Below are 16706 nucleotides of genomic sequence, written 5' to 3' on the forward strand. Positions count from 1 at the left end.
GAACTATAATGCCAGAGAAACTTAACACTGTGCTTGGTTATTTAAAAGAATTTCCAGATTACTATAAATATGTAACGAAGAAAACCTATACTGTAAATGAAAAAATAATTTTTGAAGAAGAAAAAGCGAAAAATATCTTTTTTATCGTGGAAGGCTATGCTGCAGTTGAATTAGAGGATAATTTAAGAAAAACAAACTACATTTCCATCTTTGTTCTTCCATATAATGTTTTAGGAATCGATGCATTTTCCTCTTATCCAAAGAAAAAACATAGTATTACTGTCATGAGTGAACATTTAATGCTCTATAAAATAGATGCTGACTTTTTACTCAACATATTATCAATCAAACCTGATGTAAATGATTTTCTTTTAACAAGTATTGCGGATGTTTTTGCTCGCCACTATGCACTACTTGGAATGATTGCAAAAACGCCTAAAGAACGGATTTACATGGCTCTAGAAAATCTTGCTGTAGAGATGGGTACTGAAGATGAAGAAAGAAATGAAATGGTGTTACCAAACTTTATCAATCAGTCAGTCCTTGCAAGATATTGCCGCACAACCCAGCCAAACATATCCAATTTACTAACAGAACTTGTGGAAGAAGAATTCTTAATCAATAAAAAAAGCCCTTATCGGATAGATAAGGACTCCTTAGATATTTAATTTTGTTTGTGCTTACGGTGTAATAGTCTAAGAGCTGCAAATACAAACATTAAACCAAACATACTATACAAAACGCTATCCCAAAGTTTATCGCCAGTAGTTGGAAGTTTTAATTTTTCAGCTATAGTTGGTTTTTCGCTTTGGGTTGGCGTTATTTTTATTGTTTCAGTCTTTTCAACTGTTGCTTGGTGTTTTGTAACTGGTGTAGTTTCGTTGACTGATTTTTCTGGAATGACAGGATTTGATGGTGTAACTGGGGGCGCTGGAATAGCTTTTTCTTTAACCGTTACCTTAATCGTTATTGATTCGCCACCAAAGCTATAAGTTACCGGATAAATACCTGCTTTCGTGGTGTCAACTTTACCGTCCACTTGCACCTCACTAAAGGAAACAGCGGTACCGACTGAATCTATCGCACCATCAAAATTGTCCTCTCCGCTCCATGCATCATCTACATAAATCGTCGAATCGTGTGCTTTAATTTTCGCAGGTACTGCTTGATAAACATAAGTGACTGTTTGCGCGTTTGTTTCGAATACGCCACTTGCATTTGCTGGTAGTTTACTTTCATCTAATGTAAATCCAGCAATTTCTTTTGCTCCAGCTTGATACGTATCATCTAGTTTCCCTGTTAACATATCTGAAGTGGTTAGTTCCTCGCCATTTTGGTTTACATATTTTACTGTGACTGGTGCGCCATCTGCTTTTTTATATACATAAGTCACCGTTTGCTCGTCTAAGCTAAGTGTACCGGTCGCATTTCCTGGGAGTTGGTCCGTATCAAGTTCATATTTATCAATTGATAGTTCATATTCAGGTGTCGTCACATCGTAATCATCGCCTACATTACCACTTACTGTTTGCGGCTCATGAATTTCTGCTCCTGTTTCATCCACATACTTAACCGTCAGATCCTTTGCTTTGACTGGTAAAATATCAATTAAAAAAGAGGCTTGGGTTTGAGGGTTGTTAGTCGCATGATCAAGAACTACATTAATGACGTGTATACCTGATTTAAAATTAGTTAATGGAATGCTTACATCTGAAGTGAGCACTCCGTCATAAAGTACTTTACCATCATTCATATCAGTAAGCGTCACATCATGTCCATCAAACAATTCCGTGTCAAACATAAATACTGCTTGTAAATTAATAAATGTAGTACTATTTTTTTTAAATGGTGTAAGTGTCATATCATTAGTTAGATTAGAAATAAAAGAATTATTTGCTTTAATATGCCCACTATATTCTGGTGTACTAGCTGGATAAATAAACGTATATGCTGAATAAACGCTTGGTTCTGGTGCTTGACTGTTAATCGTCACTTGGTTTCCTGAAACATTCACTTCATTTGCGCCAGTCCTATTTTCATACAAACTTAAAGGTAGTTGCCCGACTAATTTATTACCTTGCAAAGCGATGGAAGGAATATTTCCAAGGCCATCCGGAATTTTTCCTGAGAATTGATTATAATCTAAGCGCAGTTCTGTTAATTTTTGTAATTCACCTAATTCGCTAGGAATCTCCCCTGATAAATTATTACTATATAGTAACAGTTTTTCGAGAGACACTAGATTTTTAATTTCTGGTGGGACTTCTCCCGTAAGCGACCTATTGCTTAAAGAAATGGTCTTAATCTTAGCCAAATCCTCAAAAGTTAGATCAACACCGACTTTTTTCGGCGCTAATTGTCTATTTACCTCATTGATTAACCACGCTTGACTTCCTAAATCTTCAGAAGTAACAATATCTGTATTACTTTGATTTAAATTAATTGGTTGATTTGTTTCTTTTGTTGTCTCTGATGCTACTCCAGAAATAGGATGACCCCAAACAAAATTTAATGAGAGAACAACAGCAGAAAGACAAAGAAAAGCTTTTTTCATTAGTGTATAACCTCCAGTGTTTTTGATTACTCCTAAAATTATACGCTAAACAATAGTATTAAAATGCCTTATAAGGTACCTAAAATTGTCATTTGTGAACATTTTTCGAACATTTTGCATCATAAAAGTAGCGAGTCTTTTGAATTCCAGGTATTTCCCTTTGACAAATCCACTCAAAAAATCGAAAATAATTGCAACGGACAAAAAAGATTATCCTGAGAATTAAAAGCATACAATACATTGATATTACTTGTTTTACTATTCGAAAAAGAGTTTAAATTAATACTTTCCAAATAGTTCCCTTCATCCTCAAGAGCATCCAAAATAATTGCAAAACAGTTAAAATCATGTCTTAATTTAAACATCCCCTTTTTTTCGCGATTTTCATAATTAGTCACTAAATAGTCACATTTAAGAAACTATATGCAGTTTTCAAGTCTGATTTTAGTGCTTCGATAATATAGAAAAGGACTAAAATCAACTCATAAATTATAATAAATCTATAATAAAAGCAGACTCATGCACGATAGATATGCCAAAACTTTCAAAAAATGGTGATAAGCGTCCATTAATTTCTTCATTAGTAGGAATGTTCTTTTTAAGTTCTGCCATTATTTTTTGGAGAAAAAATCCTCTGTAATTCCGAATAATGGTTAATAAAAAAAGACGATAAACCTCGGTTTATCGTCTTTTTAAATGGTTTAAATATGTTTTTTCTTCCAAAGTAAACCAGCAAATCCAATAAATAATAGACCAATCAGCACCAAGTACAAGTTAGTGTCACCAGTCTTTGGTAATGTACTTTTTTCTAATTCTGTTTGTTGTTTTGAGTCATCTAAAGAAGTAGCTGTCTCTGATGCCGTTGTAATTCCAGATTGTTCTTCCTTAATTTCCAGATTTCCTGACTCTTCGGAGTAAACTGTTTCTGCCGGTTTAGCTGGATTATTAGGTTCTGTTGATTCTGGTGGATTTATTGGGGTAACTGGATCTGTTGTTAGTTCTTCATACTGAGCATATAGTGTCATATTGTTTGCTGGCATTTTATCTATAGCGAAGTTCCATTTCTTGCCACCAGTTTTTGCATCGTACCAACCAGTGAATTTAAACCCGTTTTTACTAGGCTCTGTGGGCTCAGTTACTAATTCATCACTGGCAAAAGTCTCTGCAGATAGTATTCCTTCATTGTCAAAGGTTACTGTATACCCTTCAACAAGGGATTGTGTGACCTTCCCACTAAATTCCCCTGTCGATCTACCAATTTGAGTTGTTTCAGAAAAAGAATAATCTAGATCTGCTACAAAGCTTGGAAGTTGCCAAGATAAGATATCGTCTGAATAAATACCATTATTACTAATATTCTGCGGCGTCGCAGGTGTTCCATCGATATTTTTTACTTTATTTTCCAGTGTGAAATTCGTAGAAAAAGCTTTGGGTTGATTGATAATACTCTGATTCTCTGCGAAAAAGTAATCTAATTTGCCAAGGTCAGCATTTTTTAATGAGCTAATATCACTAATGTGGTTGTTACTAATGTCAATATAAAAGTTATCTGTCCATGAATACTCTGAGTATAATGTCATCATACTTAATGGACTAATATCACTTATTTCATTATCATTAAGCGTTAATTGATGAAATGATTTACCAGCAAGCGGGCTAATATCTTCAATTCTATTATTATCCAAATAAATATAAACAAATTGGTCTGCTGGAAAATCTCTTAACACACTTATATCACTTATACTATTATTATTTAGTTCTAACACATTTATATTTGGACATGAGCTAAGTGCACTTATATCACTTATATTGTTACCCGATGCGTGTAATATTTTTATGTTTGGAGATTTACTGAGTGGTGATAAATCACTAATTCTATTTTCCGAAATATATACAGTTTCTAACTGTGATAATCCTTCTAGCGGTGAAATGTTACTTACAGACTGCTCAGAGATATTAAATTCCAATAAATTTTGAAGATATTCTACACCTTCTATAGAATAAATTATTGGTCCTGGCATTCGGTCTGAGTTGCTACCATCTAACTTTGTAATCTTATCTAAATCTGCCTGAGATACTTCATCTGCTGAACTACTCTTATAGGTCACTTCAGCTATTATTTTAGCCAAATTTTCATCAGGAAAAACTTCATTTATTGGCTTCGGTGATGTTAATATATCTTTTTCAGACGCATTGGCATTTGGAGAACTAATAAAACCAATTAAGATGAGAGATATGACTAGTAGCGACATTGTTATTGTTTTTTTCATTTAGTTAATCATTCCTCCTAGATGTATAAACGATTATATATGCAATTCGCTTTTAATTATTATACAATCAATACAAAACTATTAAGTGCTAATATTAGACTCCATTTTCTAAATTAAATTAAAAATGTGGTTAAAATACGAAATTTAATACATATATACTAATTTTTTAGTAGTTTTTTAGTAAAAAAATAGACTGTAAACAAAATGATTTCTCAAATTGTTACAATCTATTTTTCCTAAGGCCCCTTTTAGAAAGTTTGTACTTTTCTCGCTAGACACATAATACCTGCGATAACTGCAAGTACACCTGGAACAATCCATAGTAAGCTAACTAAGAAAAAACCACCTACGCCAGCTACTAGCGTTAAAATACCAAATACTTTCGCATTACGTTTGATTAATACTGCGAAAACAATTAAAGCAATACCAATGACTAAAGCGACTGCAGATAAAATTACAGCAAAACCACCGGCAGCAGCAAGTGCTTCTGTATCAGTAGTAGACATTGTTGCTGCGCCAGATAGTTCTTCGCTACCAGATAAAGCAGCAAGAAGACCTCCACCTGCGATTCCTGTAATACCAGCGATAATACCTGTAATTCCTGCTATTAATGTTAGAATGAATTCTGGTTTTCTTGGATTCATGTTGTTAAAACCTCCCTTTTTAAATAGTCATTTATTAGTATACCATTAATTCACACGAAAAATGTAGACATTTAGTGTATTTTTATTTAAATTATCTTTTTATTGTACAATTTCAACTCTTTAAAAAAGACCTCTCATCTGGAGAGGTCTTAAATATCTTCGCGTTCTAGCCATAAACTGAGTAGAACATCATTTTCTTCTTTAATATCTTCTTTTGTCATTTCGGGTTTAATGTCTACTTTTTCAAGAATTTCAAATTGAATAGTGTCAATACCATGTTCAATTGCTTCCTTGGCCATTTCTGGTGGCAGCATATTTCCCGCTCCAATTTTCACTCCGAAAGCAAGCTTATTGGCTATTCCTTTTAAATCCATTGTATTATCGATGAAGTATTTGCCAGTTTTTGTACTGATAAAACGGTATACTCCAGCGTCAGGCGCTTTTTCTTTATATGCGCGAATCAGCTCTTTGCGGTTTTCTTTATCCATTTGTTTCACATCCTTAATACCCTGCTTCTTGTAAAAGTTTGCTAAGTGTCTTGAGGCGTTCGCTGAGGAGTTCATCATCATTTTTTAATGCTTGTTCAAATAATTGAATGTCTTCGTCGATATACTCGTTATCTTCACAAACAGCAATAGTCAGCGCATCCCCTTGCAAGCCGATACGGTCAAGCGTTGGATTTTCTTTATCGTAAAAATTGGGTAGACGATAAGCATCTTTGAAATGAACCTTCGTTCTTGCAATTAAAATAGCTAAGTCAAGTACGCGATGTAAAGGAAGCTCTTCAGATTGGCGCGACCATTTATCTCCCGTATGACGCCAAACTTTAGCTGAAATATCTACTTTTCCGCGATCGTTCCACTGTGCAAGTCCAAGTGAAAGACCTTTAGCATCCGAGTGATACGCACTTTTACCGTCTACTTCTTCGTAATTTTCGGCAACAATCACTGGTTTATGTTTTAAGGTAGTTGGAATCTTCATTAGATTTCTCCTTTTAAATTTTAGTAATTTACTAAATTAGTATATTACTAATTTTATAAAATGTAAAGAAAAACTTTCCTAATGACTAGGAAAGTTCATTTTTCATATGTAATTGTTGTAGTCCGTCTGGCAGGTCTACTTTGATGGTTCGACTATTTGTAACTTTTACGAGGTCCTTGTCGGTTTGATAAGTGCCGGTTGCAGGAAGAACATAATCATCTAAGCCGACCATTTCACCATTTTCTACCATTCCGGTAATGTACCACGGGTGACCAAGAAGTTGTTCAGCTTCTAGGAAATGACCGCGCCGAATAAAAGCTCGAATGTTCGTGGAGCTGATTTTTGTTTGGTTTGTTTCAATCACTGGGACAGAAGTGACGCCGATACCATAGGGCTTACAAAGGTCCCGCAGTAAATCCACATCAGAATCGCGCCCTTTTCCAAAATTAAACTCAGAACCAACGATGATATGCGATAGTTGTAAATTGGTCAAATGGTCCGTAACAAACTCTTCTGGCGTGGTTTCCGCATACCTTGGTGTAAAAGCTGTTTCGATGAGATAATCTACACCATAATGCGCGAGCCAGCGTTCTTTTTCCATTCTTGGTGTGAGCATTTCGCGGTATATTTCGATTTGTTTTAAAGCCCAAAGCGGATGTGGACTGAAACTAATAGCAGTCAAAATTTCGTTTTCTTTTTTGATGGATAAAGCTGTATTTAAAATGGTTTGGTGACCAAGATGAACGCCGTCAAATTTACCGATTGTTAATACTGCGGGGCGACTATCTTTATTTGGTTCGAGTGTTACGTGTGATACTTCCATTGGCTGATTTCCCCCATTCCTCTCTAAGTTTATAGTATAACAAGGGCATCGTGCAAATTTATTGATTGCATAAAAAAAGACCTTTTCTAATTTCGAAAAGGCCTTGAATATTTTATTCTACTGTGACACTTTTTGCTAAGTTTCTTGGTTTGTCAACATCGCAGTCACGGTGAAGTGCTGCGTAATAAGCTAATAGTTGACACGGGATAACGCTTGCGAGTGGTGTTAATAATGGATGTACTTGTGGAATAACAAAGCGGTCACCTGGTTGCGCAACGTTTTCCATTGCAAATACACAAGTTTTTGCTCCACGCGCTAAGACTTCATTTACATTTCCACGAATATTCCAATTGATTGACTCTTGCGTGATAAGTGCTAAAACTGGTGTACCGTCTTCAATAAGCGCAATAGTACCATGTTTTAATTCCCCACTTGCAAAACCTTCTGCTTGAATATACGAAATTTCTTTTAGTTTAAGTGCTGCTTCCATCGCTACGAAATAATCGATATTTCTACCTAAGAAGAAAGCGTTACGAGAAGTCGCTAAGTATTCGCCAGCAATATGTTCGATTACTTCTTTACTAGAAACCATTGCTTCCATAGCAGTTGCAACGATACCTAATTCAGCAGCCAAGTTAATGCTAAGTGCTTCAGCATCACCAATTTCACGACCAAGTGAAACTGCAAGTACTGCTAAAACCGAAATCTGTGCGGTGTATGCTTTTGTTGATGCAACCGCAATTTCAGGTCCAGCATAGAGATACATCGAATGATCTGCTTCACGGTCAAGCGTAGAGCCTGGTACGTTCGTTAATGTCAACGTCCGGTAGCCCAGTTCTTTCACTTTTACAAGACATTGGCGGCTGTCCGCAGTTTCCCCACTTTGGGTAATGAAAATGAATAACGGCTTTTTAGACATTAGCGGTAAATTATAGCCAAACTCACTAGAAACATGTACTTCTACAGGAATTTTCGCCATTTTTTCGATTAAATTTTTTCCGACTAAACCAGCATGATAGCTCGTGCCACAAGCGACTATATGAATACGGTCAGAAGATAAAATTTCATCAAGGATTGTTTGATCGACGTTGATTTCTCCAGCTTCATTTTGGTAAGCTTGGATGATTTTACGTGTTACTGCTGGTTGTTCGTCGATTTCTTTTAACATATAGTGTGGGTATGTGCCTTTTTCGATGTCAGATGCATCTAATTCAGCAGTGTAGCTTGCGCGGCTAACTTCTTCCCCTTCTAATGTTTCTAATGTAAAACCGTCTTTTGTAACGATAACGATTTCTTTATCCATAATTTCCACGAATTCATCGGTTTCTTTAAGAACAGCCATTGCGTCACTTGCAATAACGTTGAAATTTTCGCCTTTTCCGATTAGTAACGGGCTTTTGTTTTTTGCTGCGTAAAGTGTTTCTGTATCAGTTTGGTCAATTAAGCAAATGGCATATGAACCGTGAAGTAATGATAAAGCTTTCTTGAAGGCTTCTTTTGTAGAAAGATTTTCAGCAAATAATTCAATAAGCTGCACGATTACTTCTGTATCTGTATCACTAATAAATGAATGATTTTTTAAATATTCTTCTTTTAAAAGTGTATAGTTTTCGATTACACCGTTATGAACAATCGTAAAACGGCCTGATTTGCTTTGGTGCGGGTGAGCGTTCTCGTGATTTGGTTTACCGTGCGTTGCCCATCGTGTATGTCCGATTCCGGTTGTACCAAATGCATCACTTGGTACAAGGCTAGCAAGGTCTGCAATCCGTCCTTTTTCTTTTACAACTGTTACTAGGTCTTTGTTTTGTAAGGCGATTCCTGCTGAGTCATAACCGCGATATTCTAATTTTTCAAGTCCTTCTAATAAAATACCTTTTGCATTGTTTGTTCCAATATATCCAACGATTCCACACATAATAAATTCCTCCAATAATTAGCTTGAGGGCAGACTTGTCCAATTTCAAGCCCTCTACATTTTTTGGTTTCCTTGGAGGGTTCTTGCACATGTTTCATTACTACTCTGTCCACTTGGTCACCCAAATGATTTGTAAGTAAGACTTAACGACTGCATGCACAGCCGGGAGACTCCCGCCGAAATTTCGATTAATCTCCTCCTCGTCAACTGATCCGTTACTTTCCAGGAATTTCACCTTTAAGCATTTTCGTCCCAATCAGTTCTGGCGCTTCTATTCAGTTGTACTATCCTCCTTCAATACTTTTCAAGGAAACAAATTCATTTTACAATAATATGTATACTAGGTCAAGCATTATATATAGCCGTTTATTCAAAATTGGTCTATACATTGACAAAAAATAACAAATGACTAATAATATAGTTATGATAGAAAAAGGAGCGAGCCGTATGGTTTTATCAAAAAAAATAGTTTCTAGTATTGCTATATTTTTTTCGCTAAGTTTTATTTATTTTCGTGTGAGCACAGTTCATGCAGTCGAGCATACAAGTAATGCATCACTTTTACCTTCGACTGGAGATGCATTTTCGGTTTGGCCGATTGTTATCGGAGTACTTCTAGTAGTCTTAGCAGTCGTTCTTTTCATTAAGAAAAAAATATAAAAAAACGTTTGGAAGCTCGATTATGCTTCCAAACGTTTTTTTATGATTTGCTTAAATAAATAGCTTGTTTTCCCATGGCGGACCAACCTTCTTCTAAGACAGCTCTTTTTACAGCGCGATTTTTATGTCCGTATGGATCGTTGATATAAAAATTTTCCTTATCAAATCCAGTAATGACAACGCTATGCATGGAATAAGTGATTTTCTTTTTGCCTTCTTTTGTTTGTACCGTTTGCCAATTTTTTGGTGCATGGTAATCGGTTGTTGTGATAATCCAAACGGGTGCTCCTGTGCTAAGTACGGTAACGATATCGGTTATATCATTCCCGCTAATATCATGTACATGCGCTTCGTTAACATACTTAGCAGCAAGTTTAGCGATGGGAGCATGATTCACCCCTAGTCCTTTACTATCTCCACTGATGCTCCCAACAAATGCTTTATCAGGATTTCCGTGAAAGCCGTTTTGTTCAATAGGCGTGGTTGGAAGGGTCGCTGCTAGTTCATTTTTGGTAACATTTTTCCCAGTGAATTGTAAGAGCATTGCAAGACTTGTTACTTCACAGCCGTTAAAAAGAATAGGCGCATCCATTTGATTAACGAGAGGAACATCGAGTCTTACATTAAAAGGTTCATTGTCTAATTTATAAACTACTTTGGCGCTTTCGAGTTTGACGGTTGGTGAATAAAAGGTATATTTCGTATTTAGAAGGGTCAAACTAAATATACAAGCTGTAATAACAAGTAGTGATTTTATCCAAATTCGCATTTGTACATGCTACCTAGACATTTTCGGCTAGGACTGGCTCTCCGGGTTCTTTTGTTTCCAGTTCTTCTTCTACTTCGACCGCTTCTTCGCTTACTTCGGTATTGAAGTTAGCGATATACCCTTCTAATGAGCCGGAAATTTTTTGCATTTCTTCTGAGATAACTACTAGCTCGTCCACTTTCATTTTATTAACTTCCGCGAATTCAAGTGCGGCTGTTGATTTTTCACCAATTTGGTTAGAGATTTCTGTGACATCGCTAATCGATGTGTTTACTTCTTCAATTCCAGCAGCCATTTCTTCTGTTTCTTGTGAGACGTTTTGCATTTGTGCAGAAATATCGTTCACACGGTTGAGTAAATCTGTAAATGTCGCTTCTGTTTCAGAAATGATTTTTTGACCTGCTTCTGACTCAGAAAGTCCAGTGTTCATTACTTCAATCGTTGTTTTTGATTCAGTTTGGATTTTTTTCAGTACCGTATTAATATCTACAACAGCAAGACGAGATTGTTCTGCTAACTTACGGACTTCTTCAGCTACAACTGCAAAGCCGCGGCCATGTTCTCCAGCACGTGCGGATTCAATTGCAGCATTTAAGGCTAGCAAGTTCGTTTGGTCAGCGATATTTGTAACGGTATCAAGTGCTTTTTCGACTTCGCCAACGCGATTAACGAGTTGAGATACGACGTCTGTGCTCGAACGCATAACACCGCTGATACGATCCATTTGTGATACTAAATTGTTAATAACAGCAATTCCATCATTTGTTTTTTCTGCGGAGTCTTTTGTTAAGTCAGATACTTTCAGGGCATATTCCGCAACGTTTTGAACGCCACCTGTCATTTGATCCATGGCATCGGTACTTTCTTTCATGCTGCCGATTTGCGTTTGGATTTGTTCGCCCATCATTTTCATTTCGATGTCCATTTCTGTTGTCATTGCTGAAATAATTTCTGAACTAATAATAACGTTATCACTGGAAGATTTAACGTCTGTAGATGCTTTTTTAATATCTTCAATCATTAATCTTAGGTTTTCGCTCATTTCGTTTAGGTCATTTGTGATGTCACCTAATTCATCTTTACCATTGTATGTGCTACGGTATGACAAGTCCCCACTCGCTACTTTATGTACAGCCGTTTGCAAGTGACGAATTCCTTTTAAAATAACTCGTGTAATATAAGCGTTGAAAATGAATAGCGAAATAAGTACAGCAATGATAACCGCTGTGAAGATTAAACTAATTTTCACGCCAAAATCAGAAATGGCTTGCGAAGACTTTTCGACTTCATTATAGTTCATTTCATTTAAAACGTTTAATTGTTTTGTCGCATCGTCAAATTTTGTTTTAACATTTTGGTAATATCGATTTTGTGCTCCTAAAAGTTCTGCGTCGTCCAGTGCACTTGAAGTATCACTGATGACAGAGGATGCTGCTGACTTCATATCCGCTAATTTTTCTTCAAAGTAGGCTAATTGTTTTTTATCCTCTGTTGTTAAATCTGCTTTTTTGAAATTATGGATTGCTTGGTCATTTTCAGCATAAAGCGTATCAATTTCTTTAATAAGGGTTGATTTTCCGTTAATAGTGTCGAACATGGTCAGGATGTCGATATTGATTTGTGCCATGTTTGTTTGGATTTTTGCAATTTCTTTCATTGGTGCTACATTATTATCAACCATATTATCTGAAAGTGTTGCAACATGACGAAAACCTAGGAAGCTAGTTGCGCCAAGTCCGATTAACATGATGGTCGTTATAACAATATTGATGCTTAGTTTTGTTTTCAATTTACGATTTTTAATTAAATTCACCCATTCCACACTCCTATTCTCTAATTCTAGTTCATTATCTCATATTTTTTTAAAAAACTCCATATTTTATTGTAAAATAATTAGTTTTAATAAAAAAACGTTATAATCATTAGTGAATATTGGCATGAAATGGGTGAAAATGTTATTTTTTTATTTATTTTTTATAAAAATCTACGTAAAATAGTTTTAAGTGGTGGCATTTTGGCGAAACGATGGTCTTCTAGGACTGATTGGATTTCGAATTTGGTATAACCTAATGCTTCGTCCATCACGATTTTCCCTGGTAGTGGAGCGGCTGCGCTATCTACAGAAACATCAATGATTACTGGTTTTGTTGCTAGTTTGGCGTTTTCGAAAGCAGTTTCTAGGTCTGCCATTTTTTCTACTCGGAAGCCAATTCCGCCACAACTTTCGGCGAATTTTGCGTAATTGATGTCCGGAAGGTCGATTGCGTAATTTAATTCTCCGGCAGATTGTTGTTCATATTTAATAAATGATAGTTGTTGGTTATTTAACACGACGACAATCATTGGCATATTTAATCCTACAGCCGTGACGAAATCTTGCATAACCATTGAAAAACCACCGTCACCGACAATCGCAATTGCTTGGCGATCTGGAAATGCTTTTTTTGCAGCGATGGCTCCTGGTAAGCCGCAGCCCATAGTACCAAGCCAGGCAGAAACGATAAAGTCACTTTCTGGTGTTAAATGTAAATAACGTGTACTCCAAACAGTTGCAGTCCCAACGTCGATAGAGAAAATGGCATCTTTGTCCGCGATTTTTTGGATGTTAGCCATCACGACTTCTGGAGCAATTGGGTCTGTTGTTTGCGAAATATCTTCCTCCAACCATTTCCACCATTCTTGCATATTTTCTTGGCATGCTTGAAGGAATTTCCGTTCTTCTACGGGTGCTATTTTAGCCGTTAGATTACTGATTATTTCCCTGGCATCGCCAACTAGACCTACTGTTGCAGGGAAACGTTTGCTAATTTTGGCTGGATTAATATCAATTTGGATACATTCAGCTTTTTTAGGTAAATAGTCGGTATAGGGATAATCATTTCCAAACATTAAAAGTAAATCCGTTTCTTGCATGGCTTCATACGCTGGTTTCGTACCTATTTTACCAAGGTTACCAAGTGCATTTGGATGGTCATCTGGAACGATTGTTTTTGCTGGTAAAGAATGAATAATCGGGATTTTCGCTTTTTCCGCAAAGGCGATTAACTCTGGTCCAGCGTGTTTTGTTCCTAGGCCTGCTAAGATAACTGGTTTTTCAGCTTTATCAATTAATGTTACAGATTCTTGAATTGCTTTTTCGTCTAGTTTTGGAATTTCTTGTTCAAATTTTACTGGTTTTGCTTCTAGGCTCGCTTTAATTTCTTGAGATGGAATATCATTTGGAATTGTTAAAACAGCGACTCCTTTTTCTTGATAGGCAGTCCGAATCGCTTCATCAACAACATCCGCGAGCGTTTCAGCATTATCGATTTGTTTATTATAAACGGCAACATCTTCAAAAATAGCTGGTAAATTAACTTCTTGGAAAAAGCCTGTATTTAAGACGTCCGTTGTCACTTGGCCAGCTAAAACGAGCATTGGTACGTGGTCCATTTTTGCATCATACATGCCGTTTAGAAGATGAATGGCACCAGGGCCGCCGATGGATAAAGCGACACCGATTTTGCCAGTTAATTTGGTATAGGCAGCTGCTGCTAGTGATGCGACTTCTTCGTGACGCACATGAATAAATTCAATTGCCTCTTGTTCTTTTCTGAGTGCATCGACCACGGTATCAATCGAATCACCAGGTAAGCCGTATACATGGTCGATACCCCAATTTTTTAATGTTTGTACGAGTGTTTCACTTGCTTTTACTTTTTTCATTTTACTTTCTCCTCCCATGGATGTTTTCTCTTATGTCCAACAGTTTTCGTTTACCCTGTTTTTAGAAGAATATTCATGAAAGAGAATTGACGAACAATTCAGAAGTGCTTATAATGAAGGCAAGGTGGTGATCAAAGAGATGCAAACAAAATTGCACTGCTCTCTACTTTCTAACAACGGCTTTAGGATTGTTTAGAAAGTAAGAGTGAAAATAAACTCTTCAATCCTTCAGCTAGTTTAACCAAAATTAAACTATTAAAGGAGAATCATAATGAAAGAGTTTATCGAACCATACCAATATAATTTTATCAAAAAACAATTAGAAAATGTCTCACGCGCTTATCGATCCGCGAATGATGCTACTACTTTGAAGGCGTTAAAGTCTTTGACGGAGGAGAAAATCAACGAACTATTTCCGGAGAGCGTGCTAGAAGAGCATAAGGAACTTTTTAGCGAGCTCCATTTGATAACTTCAACCAAAGAAGCAGAGCCGTTTTTAGAGGGGTTAAAAGCCTATGTGATTCCTTTCGCTCCGCCTAGCGATGTGAAACTTAAAAAACTTTTTGCGAAAACAAAAAAATTAAAGATTCCCGCATGGTCGAAACTTGATTTGCGCGATTATACTTTTTACGGCTGGAATGATATTGCTCAGCAGCGTAAATATATCGTGACTTATGAGGACGGAAATTTGGTTGGCGTAAATGGAACTATTTCTTCGGAGATTCAAAAGGGTGTTTGTTCTATTTGCCAAACGCATTCCAAAGTGTCACTGTTTATGGCAAAAACGAAATCTTCCAGTGATGGCGTTTATACGACAAATGGTAATTATATTTGTTACGATAGCGATGTTTGTAATCAGCAAATAAAAGCCCGCGAAACATTAGATGAATTTATTGAGGTTGTTAAGAAACGTAAATAAAAAAACAGCAAGTCTCTCTAAGTATAAGAGAGGCTTGCTATTTTTTATTTGATGGAATCACGTAATTTTGAGCGTTGTTTATCCATCCAAGTTTCTTCTGGATATTCGTTTAGTAAGCTGTCTGCGAATTCGGCTAGGTCATCGCCTACAACTGCTTTTAATTCTAATTCATCAGCGGCCGCGTTTTCGAACATTTCGAGGACGTTTTTTAAAATTTCGTACATACCTGCACCTTTTGCAAAGTTCCATAAATAGGTTTCAATGGCTTTCATGGCACTTTTATAGTCTTCTGGGAGTGCGGCGATTCTTTTTTTGTATAGTTTATAGTCTCGTTTTTCTTCGCGATATTTTGTGTACCATTTAAACATATGCTGGTCCTCCTTTAATTTGGACGATTTTTGATTGGATAAAGTCCCATCGTTTCCAAAAAGTTGCTAGTTCTTCTTCACCGGCTGGGCTTAGTGTGTAAAATTTTCTTGGTGGACCCAATTCTGATTTTTTCTTTTCGATATTGACTAGCTCTTTTTTCTCGAGACGAACGAGAATGGTGTAGACGGTTCCTTCAACGATTTCATCAAAACCTAGGTCATTGAGATACTTGGTGATTTCATAGCCGTATGTTTCGCCTTTAGAAATTCGCTCTAATATCATTCCTTCTAAACTACCTTTGAGTAACTCGGTAAGTCCTTTCATTTGAATTCACTCCTCTACTAGTTGTTACTAGGTACAAGTATATAGTAATACAAAGTAGATTAATTGTCAACCCCTACAGAAAAAAACTGCTCTCTTTTACTGAAAGCAGTTCACTTATTTTACATAAAAAGCACTTCGGGATTTTGTTTCATTGCACTTAAATTGGCAATGTTAATCGTTAAAAATTTCTTTTTTGGCGCTTCTAAGGTTTCGAGCCATTCGTTTATTATATTTACAGCAAGTTCAGAAGACTCATCGTTTTGGCAAATGAAACCAATGTTTTTATATTGGCATTTTTCATCAAGGATGTTGTAGTGGTGGGCTTTTTCTTCGTCAGGGTTAAAAATATCCATGTAGAAGTTGCGGTTGCCTTTCAGAAATTGCATATGGTTTTCGTTCGAGTCAACTAGGTTAAAATCACGTTTAGTAAATTGATTAATTGCTTCTGATTTTAGGATAGACAGATCGAAAATTACTTTTGTACTTGGTTTTTCTAAGTTTTGAAGTTGGCTTGCTTCGAATGATTTAGACGCTTCTTGGTCGGATGTGAAGGCTTGAAGTTGTTCTTCGACTCGGTTCATTTTTGCTTCAAAATCAAGTTCGTTTAGGAGATTTTCGGTTTGTCTGATGACATTAATTGCTTCTTCAAATTGGTCATTTTTTATATAGGAAGTCACTTTTTCTGCTGCTTCGATTTTAATTTCTTGCTGCATTGCTGCTGTCATATCGCGCCATGATTCCCATTTTTTTTGCCAGTTTCCCATCGTTTA

Annotated in this window: 16 protein-coding genes; 3 read left to right on the forward strand and 13 right to left on the reverse strand. The window is 36.3% G+C overall.

Going from position 1 to position 16706, the window contains the following annotated elements:
- Positions 1-8 precede the first annotated feature (8 nt).
- Positions 9-668 carry a Crp/Fnr family transcriptional regulator gene (locus HCB45_RS02145; protein ID WP_185318198.1) on the forward strand — a complete coding sequence of 220 codons (660 nt, stop codon included), beginning with the start codon at positions 9-11 and terminating at the stop codon, positions 666-668.
- On the opposite strand, the gene HCB45_RS02150 is transcribed toward HCB45_RS02145, so the two are convergent.
- The 7 genes from HCB45_RS02150 to glmS form a co-directional block, all read right to left on the reverse strand.
- Positions 665-2554: a MucBP domain-containing protein gene (locus HCB45_RS02150; RefSeq protein ID WP_185618544.1), complete on the reverse strand. Its 1890-nt coding sequence runs from the start codon at positions 2552-2554 to the stop codon at positions 665-667. The genes HCB45_RS02145 and HCB45_RS02150 overlap by 4 nt on opposite strands.
- A 701-nt stretch (positions 2555-3255) precedes the next feature.
- Positions 3256-4824, reverse strand: coding sequence for a leucine-rich repeat domain-containing protein (locus tag HCB45_RS02155; protein ID WP_185618545.1), 1569 nt, complete (start codon positions 4822-4824; stop codon positions 3256-3258).
- 248 nt (positions 4825-5072) lie between these two features.
- The gene (locus HCB45_RS02160; protein ID WP_185318195.1) at positions 5073-5468 is read right to left on the reverse strand and encodes a DUF4064 domain-containing protein; all 396 of its coding nucleotides are present in this window, start codon (positions 5466-5468) and stop codon (positions 5073-5075) included.
- Positions 5469-5617: 149 nt separating this feature from the next.
- Complete coding sequence (locus tag HCB45_RS02165; protein WP_185318194.1) at positions 5618-5956, reverse strand: GIY-YIG nuclease family protein; 339 nt, start codon at positions 5954-5956, stop codon at positions 5618-5620.
- A 13-nt stretch (positions 5957-5969) separates the two neighbouring features.
- Complete coding sequence (locus HCB45_RS02170) at positions 5970-6449, reverse strand: DUF6530 family protein (protein WP_003765864.1); 480 nt, start codon at positions 6447-6449, stop codon at positions 5970-5972.
- Positions 6450-6534: 85 nt separating this feature from the next.
- A complete protein-coding gene (ribC, locus tag HCB45_RS02175; RefSeq protein ID WP_185618547.1) occupies positions 6535-7272 on the reverse strand; it encodes an FAD synthetase RibC in 738 nt (245 codons plus the stop codon).
- 112 nt (positions 7273-7384) lie between these two features.
- On the reverse strand, positions 7385-9190 hold the full coding sequence (glmS, locus tag HCB45_RS02180; RefSeq protein ID WP_045553507.1) for a glutamine--fructose-6-phosphate transaminase (isomerizing): 1806 nt from the start codon (positions 9188-9190) through the stop codon (positions 7385-7387).
- Between the two features lie 447 nt (positions 9191-9637).
- On the opposite strand from glmS, the gene HCB45_RS02185 reads away from it, so the two are divergent.
- Complete coding sequence (locus HCB45_RS02185; protein ID WP_185618549.1) at positions 9638-9850, forward strand: LPXTG cell wall anchor domain-containing protein; 213 nt, start codon at positions 9638-9640, stop codon at positions 9848-9850.
- 40 nt (positions 9851-9890) lie between these two features.
- Here HCB45_RS02185 and HCB45_RS02190 read toward each other — a convergent pair whose 3' ends face one another.
- The 3 genes from HCB45_RS02190 to HCB45_RS02200 form a co-directional block, all read right to left on the reverse strand.
- Positions 9891-10619 carry a C39 family peptidase gene (locus HCB45_RS02190; RefSeq protein ID WP_185618551.1) on the reverse strand — a complete coding sequence of 243 codons (729 nt, stop codon included), beginning with the start codon at positions 10617-10619 and terminating at the stop codon, positions 9891-9893.
- Positions 10620-10632: 13 nt separating this feature from the next.
- A complete protein-coding gene (locus HCB45_RS02195; protein WP_185318190.1) occupies positions 10633-12432 on the reverse strand; it encodes a methyl-accepting chemotaxis protein in 1800 nt (599 codons plus the stop codon).
- Positions 12433-12593: 161 nt separating this feature from the next.
- Positions 12594-14324, reverse strand: coding sequence for a pyruvate oxidase (locus HCB45_RS02200; RefSeq protein ID WP_185618553.1), 1731 nt, complete (start codon positions 14322-14324; stop codon positions 12594-12596).
- A 271-nt stretch (positions 14325-14595) separates the two neighbouring features.
- Here HCB45_RS02200 and HCB45_RS02205 point away from each other — a divergent pair, with 271 nt between their 5' ends.
- On the forward strand, positions 14596-15243 hold the full coding sequence (locus HCB45_RS02205) for a FusB/FusC family EF-G-binding protein (protein WP_185318188.1): 648 nt from the start codon (positions 14596-14598) through the stop codon (positions 15241-15243).
- Positions 15244-15287: 44 nt separating this feature from the next.
- Here HCB45_RS02205 and HCB45_RS02210 read toward each other — a convergent pair whose 3' ends face one another.
- From HCB45_RS02210 to HCB45_RS02220, 3 genes are all read right to left on the reverse strand, one after another.
- Complete coding sequence (locus HCB45_RS02210; protein WP_185618555.1) at positions 15288-15611, reverse strand: DUF1048 domain-containing protein; 324 nt, start codon at positions 15609-15611, stop codon at positions 15288-15290.
- On the reverse strand, positions 15604-15936 hold the full coding sequence (locus HCB45_RS02215) for a PadR family transcriptional regulator (protein WP_003765846.1): 333 nt from the start codon (positions 15934-15936) through the stop codon (positions 15604-15606). The genes HCB45_RS02210 and HCB45_RS02215 overlap by 8 nt, the downstream gene beginning before the upstream one ends.
- A 119-nt stretch (positions 15937-16055) precedes the next feature.
- Positions 16056-16700, reverse strand: a complete 645-nt coding sequence (locus tag HCB45_RS02220) for a hypothetical protein (protein ID WP_185618557.1) — start codon at positions 16698-16700, stop codon at positions 16056-16058.
- Positions 16701-16706 lie beyond the last annotated feature (6 nt).

The organism is Listeria farberi (genome assembly GCF_014229245.1).
GTDB lineage: Bacteria > Bacillota > Bacilli > Lactobacillales > Listeriaceae > Listeria > Listeria farberi.